Source organism: Streptomyces sp. NBC_01264, from assembly GCF_026340675.1.
In the GTDB taxonomy this organism is placed as follows: Bacteria; Actinomycetota; Actinomycetes; order Streptomycetales; family Streptomycetaceae; genus Streptomyces.
This window is the reverse complement of record NZ_JAPEOX010000002.1, coordinates 394,320-406,606: the sequence shown is the minus strand read 5'-3', so window position 1 is coordinate 406,606 and position 12,287 is coordinate 394,320. Positions and strand designations below refer to the sequence as shown.

Below are 12,287 nucleotides of genomic sequence, written 5' to 3'. Positions count from 1 at the left end.
GGGGTCACCTCTGAGCCACCGGCACCCTCGTACGCCGTGTGGTGAGGGCGAGGGCGAGGGCGGTGACGGCGAGGGTCAGCAGGGTCACCGCGGCGAGGGCGACCAGCGTCTGCCGGTCCGGGTGCGCCACGGACTGGCCGCGTCGTGCCTGCCAGGTGAGTACGGCGAACAACCCCGTGTACCAGCACGCGAACGCGCAGACGATCAGGGTCCTGGCCCGGTCGTCGAGCCGCCGGCGAGAGAGGGTCCCGTGCAGGTGCATCACGGCGACGAGCAGCAGCAGGACGTGGATGGCGTGCATGCCGACGAGGTGCGGTACGCGGAGGTCTCCGCCGGTCAGGCTCCAGCCGGTGAGCGGCATCCCCCGCCCGTCAGGATCGCCGATCCCGTGAGCGCCGCTCAGCACGACCGGGTCACCGGCCGCGTCCGCGACCGTACGGGGCTCACCGGAGAGCGTGCTGAGCCAGAGCGCCACGGCCATCCCGGCGGCAGCGAGCGCGAGCCCCGCGCCCAGGGCGACGGTGAGTGCCCGGTCGGTGCCGGACTGGAACAGCACCAGCGTCGCGATGACCAGGGTGGCCACGAGGAGCGGCATGACGCCGATCGAGAAGGCGGCGGCCACATTCCGGGCGACGGCGTCGGTGTTCTCGTTGAAGTGGCTGTAGGTGCCGTGGGCGGCGGCGTAGACGACGGCGCAGACGTCGATCACCCCGGCAACCGCCATGACGCTGCCGGTCCACCAGCCCACCCGCCTCCCCTTGTCGAGCCTGCTCAGGAGCCAGGCGAGCGTGACTCCATAGATGCCGAAGGCCACGCCGAACTTCATCGGTTTGAACCACAGCGAGTCACCCAGGAGCCGACGGTCGTCGAGCAGCGCGGCGACGGCGCAGAGCAGCGAAATGGCGAACATCAGCGCGGAGTTCAGCATGAGTGGGCGATGCCATCGCGACACGGCCGGTGAGCGGTTCACGGGTCCTCCAGGAGCGGGTGCGGTCGGTGCTCGCCACGCTAGGAAGGGAGCCGCCTCGGCCGCGTCCCCTGCCGGGGGCACCCGGCGGACCCCGGAAGGGGGCTGTCCGGGGGCCGCGTACCCCACAGGGACGATGCGCGCCGCCGCGTTCCGCGGCTACCGTTCGGGCAACAGGGCAAAGGGGGACAGCCGCCTTCAGGGGCGGGCTTCCGGAGCCCGCCCCGGCTGGAAGGACCTGGCAGCGATGCGCCGATCCGCGCACCACCTGAGCACGTGGTGGCCGCCCCGTACGTGGCGGATGCCGACGGGACGGCCGCTGCTCGCCCGCCCCGCCGTCGCGGACGCCGTACTCGCCGCGGCCTTCTTCGCCGTCATCCTCGTCGAGCGACTGGGGCCGGCCGCAGGGGCGGACACGAGCACGGCGCGCACCGTCATGTTCGCCGCGGCGGTCGCCGGACCGCTGGCCTGCCGCAGGACCGCGCCGCTGGCCTCGTACCTGGTGGGTACCGCGGCCCTGTCCGTCGAAGCGCTCGGAGGTCTGGAGAACCCGCTCTCCCCGTACGCGAACCTGATCGGCCTGTACTCCCTCGGCCTGCACGCGAGCCGCACCCGGGCCTGGACCGGTCCGTTCGCCGCGTTCCTCGGGATGATCGCCTACTTCACCGGACAGGAGGAACGCGACGGCTGGTCCGTGGTGCCGGCCGGGGTGCTCTTCCTGTGGCTCCTCGTCTGGGCCATCGGCTTCGGCGCCGCGCGGCGCCTGGAGGAACGCGACGCGACCCAGCTCCGGCTTCGCGAGGAGGTGATCGCGGGGGAGCGCGCCCGGATGGCTCGTGAGCTGCACGACCTCGTCGGCCACACCGTCAATGTGATGCTCATTCAGGCCGGTGCCACCCGGCGGCTGCTCGACCGCGATCCGGAGCGCGCCCGCGAGGTGCTCGGGCAACTGGAGGACTCCGGCCGCGAGGCACTGGAGGAACTCGACCGGGTCCTGGGCCTGTTGCGCCGCGCCGCGCCGGGCGGATCCCAGCCGAAGCTCGGCGACCTGAGCCGTCTCACGGATCGGATGGCGCAGGCCGGGATCAGCGTGGCGGCGCAGGTGGATCCGGGCCGGGAGGAACTCCCCAGCAGCATCGACATGTCGGCGTACCGGATCGTGCAGGAGGCGCTCACCAACACGGTCAAGCACGCCCGTGCCGGATCCGCCGACGTGACCGTCCGCCGGATGGGGGACCGCCTCGACATAGAGGTGAGCGACGACGGCCAGGGCGCGGCCAACGGCTACGAGCCCGGACGAGGTCTGCTCGGCATCGCCGAACGCGTGTCGATCCTGGGCGGCAGACTCGAGCACGGGCAGGGCGAGCAGGGCGGGTTCCGCCTGCACGTCTCGCTCCCGGTCCGATGACCCGGTACGTCGGGGCAGCGGCCGACGACGAGCGCCGGATCAAGATCGTGGTGGCCGACGACGACGCCCTGCTCCAGGCCGGCCTCGAACTGATCCTCGGGACCGAGGACGGCCTGGAGGTGACCGGGCGGGCGGCGGACGGCATCCAGGCCGTCCGCCTGTGCCACGAACTCGTCCCCGACGTCGTCCTGATGGAGGTACGGATGCCCGGCATCGACGGGGTCGAGGCAACCCGGCGGATCGTGGCCGCCGGTCTGCCGACCCGGGTGCTGGTCCTGACGACGTTCCACCACGACGCATACGTATGGAGCGCGATCCGGGCCGGCGCGAGCGGCTTCCTCCTCAAACGCGCCTCCCCCGAAAGCCTCATCGACGCCGTACGGACCGTCGCGGCAGGTCACGCCGTGCTGGATCCGGCCGTCACCCGCGACATCCTGACCCGGCTCGCCACTCAGCCCGAACCCGCGCGCTCAGGGGTCCTGCGGGCACCGGCCGACACCCGCCTCGAGCGACTCACCGCCCGGGAACGGGAAGTGCTGCGGCAGGTCGCCCACGGCCTGTCCAACACGGAGATCGCCGAGCTGCTTTCCCTCGCGGAATCCACCGTCAAGACCCACGTGAAGCGGATCCTGGCCAAGCTCGACGCCCGCGACCGGGCCCAGGCGGTGGCGATCTCGTACCAGAGCGGCCTGATGCCGACCTGAGGGCTGACACCGCACGCACTCAGACCCCACGCACGCCCGTCCGATGCGATCGGTGTGCGGGTTCAGGCGGGTCAGGCGCCTTCCGCCCGGGCCGTGCGGTCCGTCACCACCCGCAGGGTCACGGCAGCCGCGACTCCCGCCACCAGACCCCAGGTCAGGGCGGCCGGAACGCCGCTGCCGAGGCCGGCGAACAGGCGCGGAGCCCCCCAGCGCGCGCCCGAGTCGGCCGCCTCCATCAGCACCTGCAGCAACTGGCTCGCCAGCAGACCCAGGACGGTCGCGCAGACCGCGCCCACCACCACGGCCGGGCCAGTGACCCGGGTGAGCAGCCCCGGCAGCCTGCGCAGGGCCCCCACACCACGGCGAGCAGCGCCACGTCGGGGAGGCGGTACAGGAGCCAGCTGCCGATCGAGCCGCCCTCCGGACCCGCCCAGCCGCCGAGCAGCAGCCACAGCCGCAGGAGGTCGCCGGGTTCGGAGAGCAGCCCGGAGCCGGTGAAGGCCTCCTGGATGGCGGCGGCGACGGGCTGGTACGACAGGACCACCAGCGACACGGCGATCAACGAGGTTCCCACGGTGGCGGCCAACCGGGCCGCGCGCGTCGGTACGAGGGCCTGTGGCAGCGGGCCCGCGCCCTTGGCGGTGACCCGCGCCAGGAGCACCGTCACCGTCGCCGCGAGCAGCGCGGCCACCACCAGGACCTGGGCTCCGGAGGAGATCACACTCGCGACCTGGGGGAGGAAGCGATAGCTCCCGTGCCCTTGCCCGGCGATCAGCCAGGGCGCGGAGACGGCCATCGCCAGCATTCCGGCGACCAGCCCCCAGGCCCAGACGGCGAGCAGCGCCGCCGGCATGCGGCCGCGCAGCGGCGGCAGCCTGCGGACCAGGAGCAGCGATCCGGGCACGAAGAAGGCGAAGACCGCACCGAACCGGATCTGGACCGCGGTCTCGTACAGCGAGAGGTAGCGGGCCGTGTCGCCGGTCACGGGGCGAGCCAGTGTTCGAGCTCGCCGGCCGTACCGATGCCGAGGACGCGGCTGCTGCCCGGCAGGTGCAGCGCGGCCGCACTCGCCCCCGCCCACCACAGGAGCGCCGCCAGGAGCAGCCCTCCGGCCAATGCCGGTATCGCAGCGCGCCGGTATGTCATGTACTGCCCCCGCTTGGTCGTGCACCCCGTGTGCTTCCTGATCAGCGGGAGAGTACGGGGTGGCGATGACACGGCGGAAAGGCACCCTTGACGCGGATCTCGCATTCCGGCTCTGTCCGCATCGGGTGCACGGCCTAGACCCTTCCGCGCGCCGGGGTCGTGCTGACGGGGGGCCCGGTGGCGGAGGTGCCGGGCGGGGCGAGCCGCGTACCGTGCCCGCTGTCCCGGGCTGTGGTCCGCGTCGGTGCACGGAGCTCAAGCAGGTCGTCCTGCCGTCCGCGAGATGCGCGGACCGGGCATCCGGCCCTCCCTCCTTGAAGGCACGCATGGACACTCTGCACGTCATCGCACTCGTCGCGGGAAGCGCGGTGATCGGCGCGGCGGCACGTCGCGGCCCGGTGCCCGCACCCTTGCTGCTGGTCCTGGCGGGGCTGGCCGCCACGGCGTTGCCCGGTGTGCCCCACTACGCCCTGGACCCCGGGATCGTCATCCCGCTGCTGCTCCCCCCACTGCTGTACGGGTCCGCCACGAGCACCTCGTACCCGGATCTGGTGGCGGCGATCCGGCCGGTGCTGTGGCTGGCGGTCGGGTACGTGCTCTTCGCTTCCCTGGCCGTGGGGTACGGCGTGCACCTGCTGGTGCCGGACATTCCTCTGACCTCGGCCCTCGTGCTCGGGGCGGTTCTCGCACCGCCCGACGCGGTGGCGGCCACGGCGATCGCACGCCGGCTGAGACTGCCTCCGCGGATCACCGCGGTACTGGAAGGGGAGTCGCTGGTCAACGACGCGACCGCCATCACCCTGTTCAAGGTCATGCTCGCGCTGGCCGTGGGGGAGGGGGCCGGCTGGATGGGCGGGATCGAGGAGTTCCTCACCGGAGCGGTGGGCGGAACGGCCGTGGGGCTGGCGCTCATGCTGCCCGTCCAATGGATGCGCCGCCGGATCCGGGAGCCCCTGCTGCACAACACCCTGTCCCTGCTGGTGCCGTTCGGGGCCTTCGCGCTCGCCGAGCACCTGCACGCCTCCGGCGTCCTGGCCGTGGTGGTCGTCGCCCTCTACGTCGGCCACCGGTCGTGGGAGGTGGACTTCGCCGCCCGTCTCCAGGAAGCCGCCGTCTGGCGCATGGTGGTCTTCGCTCTCGAATCCGTGGTCTTCGCCCTCATCGGTCTGCAGTTGCCGCACGTGATCGGGGGACTCGAGCCGTACGGCCCCGGCCGCCTGGCCCGGTACGCGGTCCTGGTCTTCCTGCTGGTCGTGGCGGGACGGCTGCTGTGGGTCTTCGGCTCGACCTTCCTGCCCCGGATGCTCAGCGCAAGGATCCGCAACCGCGACCGGGAGACCACCTGGCGTACGGTTCTGACGGTCGGCTGGTCGGGGATGCGCGGGGTGGTTTCGCTGGCCGTGGCCTTCTCGGTGCCGATGACCGTCGCGGGACCCTCGGGGGAGGAGGAAGCCTTCCCGGCGCGCAGCCTGATCCTCTTCCTCACGTTCACCACCGTGATCTCCACCCTGCTCGTTCAGGGGCTGACCCTCACCCCCCTGGTGCGGCGGCTGAAACTGCCCGGTCCGGACCCCGACCAGCACGCCAGGGCGGCACTGGAAGCCCAGGAAGCGGCGTCCCGCGCGGCCGTCGCCCGGCTCGACGAACTCCTGGCCGACACCGCCAACACCCTGCCGCCCGATCTGGAAGAGCGGCTGCGCCGTGTTCCCGGGCGCAGGCTCCGTGCGGTGGGCGGGGACTCGGCAGGGCCCGGAACACCGCCGTCGCCCGATGTCGAACAGGCGCACGCCACCTACCGGCGGCTGGCCGGCGAACTCCTCGCCGAGGAGCGCAGCGCCCTGGTGGACCTGCGGGACCGGGGCCGGCTCGACAGCGAGACCATGCGGCTGCTCGTACGCCGGCTGGACCTCGAGGAGGCGATCCTGCACAGCGCCCGAGCGGCCGAGGGCTGACCCGGACAGGAGCCTGCGGCTCCGGCGAACCCGGACGGCCTAGGCCTCCGACGGCCGCGGTAGGGGGATGTCCGGAGGTCGGGCCAGGGGGGACCATGCGCACGTCGTCCAGGCGTGCCGACGTCCACCGTCCGCGTTCGCCGCCGCCCTTGCTCGAAAGGCCCGGAAAGTCACATGTCGTCCACGCACAGGCACGCCGACCGCACGCTGCGCGGGGTGCTCACCCATCCGTCCCTCTGGGTCGCGCCGGCGGGCCTGATCAGCGTTCTGGCCCTGCTCCTGTCGCTGATCTACATGGGAGGCATCCTCGACCCGCGCGGCAACATGAAGGACCTCCCGGTCGGCCTGGTGAGCGAGGACCGCGGCGCGGCCGGGCACACGGAGGTGCTCGGGCAGCGCATCGTGGAGTCCGTCCGGGCGTCGGACCCGGAGCACCACGTCGACTGGAGGGTGCTCGACATGGCCGAGGCGCGCCGACAGCTCGCCTCCGACAAGCTCTACGGCATCCTCGCCGTGCCCGCCGACTTCACCGCCAGGGTGAGCGGTCTCGCGGTGGAGTCCGGCGCACCGTCGGCGCGGCCCCGCATCGACGTCCTCACCAGCCCGGGTGCGGGCAGCCTCGGTTCCTCGCTGGCCTCGACGGCCATGCAGCAGGCGGCCCGCCAGGCGTCCGTGCGGCTGGGCGAGTCCCTGACGGCCCCGACGGCCGGCACCGGGGGCAGCCGCCCGGTCGATCCGGCGGCCCGGCTGCTGCTCGCCGATCCGGTGGAGGTGGCCGTGTCGGTGGGCCATCCCATCGGCACCCGGAGCGGCATGGGGCTGTCGGCCTTCTACTACGCCCTGCTGCTGGTGCTCATCGGATTCCTGTGCGCCGGGATCGTCAGCAGCGGCACCGACATCGGACTGGGCTACGCCGCCAGCGACTTCGGCCCGCTCCGTCGGCACAAGCCGCTGGTGGAGATCAGCCGACGGCGGGCCTTCCTGGTCAACAGTGCCTTCACGGTCGGTCTTTCGTTCGTGACGTCCTCGATCCTGATGGCCGTCACCGTGGGGTTCCTCGACATGGACGCGCAGCACCTCCCGCTGCTGTGGGTCTACTCCGTGTGTGCCACCGCCGCGGTGGGAGTGGGTGCGCAGGCGCTGACTTCGGCCTTGGGAGCGCTGGGGCAGCCGGTGGCCATGCTGGTGTTCATCGCCCTGGCCCTGCCCTCATCCGGGGGGACGGTCCCCATCCAGGCGGTCCCCCACGCCTACCGGATCCTGGCCGAATTCGAGCCGATGCGGCAGGTGACCGACGGCGTCAGGTCCATCCTCTACTTCGGTGCGCGCGCCGACGCCGGTCTTGCCCGGGCATGGGCGATGACCGGCGCCGGCCTGGTGGCGGCGGTGCTGCTCGGCCTGGCGGTCACCACGGTGTACGACCGGCGGGGGCTGCGCCGGGTCAGCCGCTGAGTACCGCCGGCCCTCCCGTCCGGGGGAGTAGGACCGACCGGGGCGCGGCGGTGCGTTCGGCCTCCGGCCACGGGACATCGGTACGGACGGGCTGGCCGTAGTCCGTGCCGGGCGCCGCGAACCCGTACAACCGGCGTACCTGGGCGGTGAACCAGTCCAGGTCGGCGAGTCCGGCGATGTTCTGCGTGGTGGCGGCGTCCCAGCGCCTGTTGAGCTCGGCCTGGACCGCGTCGTCGAGCTCCCAGGTGTCCAGCCGCACCCGGCCCTCGGCGTCCAGCGGAAGCGTGCGGCGGGAGGTGAGCAGGTCCCAGAGTTCGACGAACTGGCCGATCGGGGAGATCATCCGCTCGCCGATGACGGCGCGCAGGATCGCCGTGTAGAGGGCGATGGAGGGCACCGCGGTCGAGGACTGGGTGACGGCCGCGCCGTTCACCGAGATCAGTGCCCGACCGCCCAGCTGCTCGCGCAGGCGGACGTCGAGGCTTCGGGCGGTGGCCTCGAGATGGGCCTTGGCCGCGCCGATGGTTCCCTGCCGGTAGACGCGCTCGGTGATCGGCGCGCCGATGTAGGACAGGGCCGTGGTGGTGAAGCCGTCGGCCAGCAGGCGCCGGTCGGAGAGGTGGTCGATCCAGCGCTGCCAGTCGTGCCCGCCCATGACGGCGACCGTCTGCTGGACGTCGTCCCCCTGGGCGGCGGGGATGGAGACGGCCTGGACGTCCGGGTTCCCCTCCGCGTCGAAGACCAGGGTCTTCGTGTGGTGGGGCGTACCGAGGGGCTTGAGCACGCTGGTGTGGACGAGACCCGTCGCGGGGTCGGCGCGCCGGGGTGCGGCCACCGCGTAGACGAGGTGGTCGAGCCGGCCGTCGAACCGTTCCCGCAGGATCGCGGCCACCTCGTCCTTGGTGTCGTCCCCGAAGGCGTCGCCGTTGACGAACACCATGTCGCGACCGTGCTCGCGGGCCAGTTCGGCGAGGGCCGCGGTGCGGTACCAGCCGGCCGTGGCGGTCCGCCGGCCCGGCTCCTTCTCCAGGCAGACCCCGATGCCCCGGATTCCGGTGCGCGCGAGCCCGGCGATGGTGGCGGCCATCCCGTAGCCCGCCGAGGACCCCAGGATCAGGGCCACGGGGCCGTCTTCGCTTCCCCGGGTGTCCTGAAGGGGCGGGACGGAGGCCCAGGCGTCGCGGACCAGGCGCCGGCAGCCGGCGGGATGGGAGTCGAGGAAGAGGAATCCGCGGTTTCGCGGGGTGATGAGGCGCTCGCTCACGATGTGGCTCCCTCAGGCGGTGGACGCGGACGCGTGGGCCGTGTCCGGGCGGTCGGGGTTCTGCTGCCCGAGGTCGAATGCGTACATCTTCGACCAGTTGTTCGGTGCCAGCTTCATCAGCGAGGACAGGAACTTGTAGCGGGCCGTGGGGACGGAGACGACCTTCCCCTTGCGCAGATCGGCCAGGGCGACCCGGACGAGGAGGCTGACGTCGACCCAGCCCCAGTCGGTCTTGTTCGGTATGCCCGCCCGGTCGTTGAACTCCGTCTTCACGTCCCCGGGACACAGGGCCATGATCTTGACGTCGGAGGCGCGCAGGGCCTTGCTGTAGGCCATTTCCTCGGTGTGCCGCAGGACGGTGGCGGTGCTGGTGCCGTAGAGGGAGTCGGTCCACGCCGGTGCGATGCCGCACACGCTGGATACGTTGATGATGCCGCCGTTGTTGCGGGCGAGCATCGCCCGCAGGGCGGTGAGGGAGAAGTGGACCTTGGCCACGGCGTTCACCTCGAGCATGTACATCTCGTCGTCCACCGGGTTCTGGGAGGCGCCCGTGGAGTACCCCATCCCCGCGTTGTTGATCAGCAGGTCGATGGGCCGCTCCGGGTCGCTGAGCCGTGCCAGTACGGGTTCACGGCCGGTCCTGGTGGCCACGTCGGCGCCGAGCACCTCGATCCGGGTGGCATGGGCGGAGAAGAGCTCGGCACCGATCTGGTCCAGCTTCTCGACGTTGCGGGCGACGAGGACGAGGTCGTGGGTGGGGGCGAGCTGACGGGCGAACTCCAGGCCGATTCCGGCGCTGGCACCGGTGATGAGAGCGACGGGCATGGCGGTGGTCCTTTCAGGGGCGGAAGAAGCGCAAGAAGAGGAAACGGAAGAAGAGGAGACGGAAGGGGCCGGGGGCCGGCCTGCGGGGTGACGGGACACGGGTCACGAGACCGGGAGAGCGAGGCCGGCCGCGGGTGCGTCCGGGACCGCGCCGTGGTTGCGGTACGCCTCACGGAGGTCGACGAAGGCGTCCACGATGGTCATCACATCGGCCTCGGTGAAGGCAGCGGTGGTGCTCAGCCGCAGCAGCGGCTCGTCCACTCCGGGCGCGATGAACGCGTTGGTGTACACGCCGCGCTGGGACAGGAGCCAGTTGTGCGCCCGGACCGTGCACAGGCTGTCCCGCTGGATCCGGGCCTTGGCCCGCTCCAGCGCCTGTCGGCGGGGGTTCTCGTGTGTGATGGCCCGTACCTCCGGGCTCTCCGCGGACCGGAACATGCCGTTCAGTGAGAGTGACACGATCGGGGTCGTTCCCTGGGGCTCGAAACCGGCCAGACTCAGTTCCCTGCGCAGGTTGTCGCCCATCGCGTGGGCATGGGCGGCACGGTGCGGTTCCGCCTTCATGATGTCGAGCGCCCGCTGGGCGGCTGCGATCAGCGCGGGTGCCAGGGTGATGGCGGGGTCGTCCGGGGCGAAGGTGTCCAGCGCGGCGATCACCTCGGCCGAGGCGAGCAGGAAGCCGCCCGTGGCACCGAACGCCTTGGAGAACGTACCGGTGATGTAGTCGACGTCCCGGGCCAGGCCGAATCCGGCGGCCGTGCCGCGGCCTCCGCCGGTGACTCCCACGCCGTGCGCCCCGTCGAGGAAGATCTCGGCACCGAATTCCCGGGCCAGGGACACGATCTCCGGCAGGGCGGCCAGGTCGCCCTCGACGGAGTACGCCCCTTCGACCAGGATGATCGCCCGTGCCGTCCTTTCCTTGGCCTCGGTGAGCTTGAGCCGCAGGTCGTCGAGGTCGTTGTGGTGGAACCGAACGCTCCGGCGCGGACCGCCGAGGCGGATGCCGTCGGTCATGGACGCATGCGAGGACCTGTCGGTGATCACCGTCACGTCCTGGTTCATCCGGATCACCCCGGCCAGGCCGTGCAGATTGGAGAGGTAACCGGCGGTGAAGACGATCCCGTCCTCCTTGCCGGCCCACTGGGCCAGCTCGCGCCCCAGAGTGGACCGCATGGTGCGGTAGTCGTCCCACCGGGAGCTGTCGATGCCACGGTCGATGAAACCGTGCCGCGGCTCCGGTGCGGCACACGTGGCGCCCCGGCCCGGGGCCAGCCGCCGGGCCGACAGGGCGGCGCGGGCGGCGGCCGTGAGGAACGGAGGCAGGGCTGCCGCGAACATCCGGGTCGAGCACTGCGCGATGAGGTGCCGGGCCATCTCGCGCGAGGTGGCGAGGTAGGCACCGGACGAGCCGAACGCCCCGGACAGCGTCCCCACGAGGTAGTCGACGTGGCCGGAGTGCCCCAGGAGGGCGGCCGCGCCGTCGCGGCTGACGATTCCGTCGGGGTCGTACATGAAGATCTCTGCCCCGAACTCGCGGGCGAGCTTGCAAATGCTGGTCAGCGCGAGGGATGCGGGCGTTCCGGTCCCGGTGGCCTCCACCACCAGCAGGATGTGACCGGTCCGCTCGGCGGTCTCCGCCAGGAGTTCGCGCAGCCCCTCGAGGTCGTTGTGCCGGAACCGCTGCGTCCAGCGAGGCTGGACGACCTGCGTGCCGCCCAGCACCCGGTCAGGGACGGAGTCCTCGGCCAGGACGGCGGTGTCCCGGTTGAGCAGCACGAGCTGGGCCATCGGACCGACCAGGGCAAGGTCCTCCGCGGTGAACAGCAGGGCGGCCTCCTGCCCCGTCCAGGCGGCGATCTCGGCCTCCAGGTCCTGGTGGATCGCCAGGTAGCCGTTCATCAGGGGCGAGCCGCACATGCCCACCCCGTAGAGGTCGATCGCGTCGTGGGCGGCGCGCCGCAGCGGCTTCTCGCCGTCGCGGAGCGAGTCTCCCGGCACGGGTGCGGACACGCCGTACCGGTCGATCGCGTCGTGGGCCGCCTGCTGGACGCGGGGGTCGGTCGACAGGTCCAGGTAGTCGTTGCCCGCAGCGAGGAGGGCGGGGACTCCGTCGAAGTCGATGCGGTTGCTCTCCTTCGCCGTGACCTGGGGGTAGTAGGGGTTGCCGACCGCCTCCATCACGGTGGACTTGATGCAGACGTCGCAGTCGATCGCGGTGTGCAGGGTCATCGGGATGCTCCAGAGGCTCTGATGGCGAGGGGGACGCTCGCGCCCCGCAGATCTCTGCGGGCCGGTGTTCCCGGGAAGCACTGCCGTCCGTCTGTTGCTGCCTTCTCGTGGCTCGTGGGCGGCGTTCCTCCATGGTGTGGGCACGCCCCCGTCGCGGAAGTCCCCCGATCGGGGGCCCCGGCGGGGGATGTGGACCTCCCCCCGGCCCGGGCCGGCCGGCGCGGGAGCACAGGGCGTACGTGCAGGTCAGGATGGGTCAGGGAGGCCCGGGCTGGAGAGCGGATCCGCGATCGCGGCCCCGGCGTGAGCCGGTTCGTGCACGTCGTCCTGGCCCCGGAAC

8 protein-coding genes and 1 pseudogene are annotated in these 12,287 nt (G+C 72.0%); 4 read left to right on the top strand and 5 right to left on the bottom strand.

From position 1 onward, the window contains the following. Positions 1-4 precede the first annotated feature (4 nt). Positions 5-928: a hypothetical protein gene (locus tag OG435_RS34775; protein ID WP_266883056.1), complete on the bottom strand. Its 924-nt coding sequence runs from the start codon at positions 926-928 to the stop codon at positions 5-7. A 286-nt stretch (positions 929-1,214) separates the two neighbouring features. On the opposite strand from OG435_RS34775, the gene OG435_RS34770 reads away from it, so the two are divergent. Continuing rightward, the gene (locus OG435_RS34770; protein ID WP_266883054.1) at positions 1,215-2,375 is read left to right on the top strand and encodes a sensor histidine kinase; all 1,161 of its coding nucleotides are present in this window, start codon (positions 1,215-1,217) and stop codon (positions 2,373-2,375) included. Continuing rightward, positions 2,372-3,079 carry a response regulator gene (locus tag OG435_RS34765; protein WP_266883052.1) on the top strand — a complete coding sequence of 236 codons (708 nt, stop codon included), beginning with the start codon at positions 2,372-2,374 and terminating at the stop codon, positions 3,077-3,079. Before OG435_RS34770 ends, OG435_RS34765 begins: the two co-directional genes overlap by 4 nt. 71 nt (positions 3,080-3,150) lie before the next feature. Here the strand turns inward: OG435_RS34765 and OG435_RS34760 are convergent. Continuing rightward, positions 3,151-4,225: pseudogene (locus OG435_RS34760) on the bottom strand (hypothetical protein). A 326-nt stretch (positions 4,226-4,551) separates the two neighbouring features. Between OG435_RS34760 and OG435_RS34755 the strand changes: the two are divergent. Beyond that, positions 4,552-6,177: a Na+/H+ antiporter gene (locus OG435_RS34755; RefSeq protein WP_266883050.1), complete on the top strand. Its 1,626-nt coding sequence runs from the start codon at positions 4,552-4,554 to the stop codon at positions 6,175-6,177. A 174-nt stretch (positions 6,178-6,351) separates the two neighbouring features. Continuing rightward, positions 6,352-7,629, top strand: coding sequence for a YhgE/Pip domain-containing protein (locus OG435_RS34750; protein WP_266883048.1), 1,278 nt, complete (start codon positions 6,352-6,354; stop codon positions 7,627-7,629). On the opposite strand, the gene OG435_RS34745 is transcribed toward OG435_RS34750, so the two are convergent. The 3 genes from OG435_RS34745 to OG435_RS34735 form a co-directional block, all read right to left on the bottom strand. Beyond that, a complete protein-coding gene (locus tag OG435_RS34745) occupies positions 7,619-8,893 on the bottom strand; it encodes an enoyl-[acyl-carrier-protein] reductase FabV (RefSeq protein ID WP_266883046.1) in 1,275 nt (424 codons plus the stop codon). The genes OG435_RS34750 and OG435_RS34745 overlap by 11 nt on opposite strands. Positions 8,894-8,905: 12 nt before the next feature. Further along, a complete protein-coding gene (locus OG435_RS34740; protein WP_266883044.1) occupies positions 8,906-9,718 on the bottom strand; it encodes an SDR family NAD(P)-dependent oxidoreductase in 813 nt (270 codons plus the stop codon). Positions 9,719-9,820: 102 nt separating this feature from the next. Continuing rightward, positions 9,821-11,947 (bottom strand): aminotransferase class I/II-fold pyridoxal phosphate-dependent enzyme, encoded by a 2,127-nt coding sequence (locus OG435_RS34735; protein ID WP_266883042.1) that lies wholly within the window; start codon positions 11,945-11,947, stop codon positions 9,821-9,823. Between the last annotated feature and the right edge of the window lie 340 nt (positions 11,948-12,287).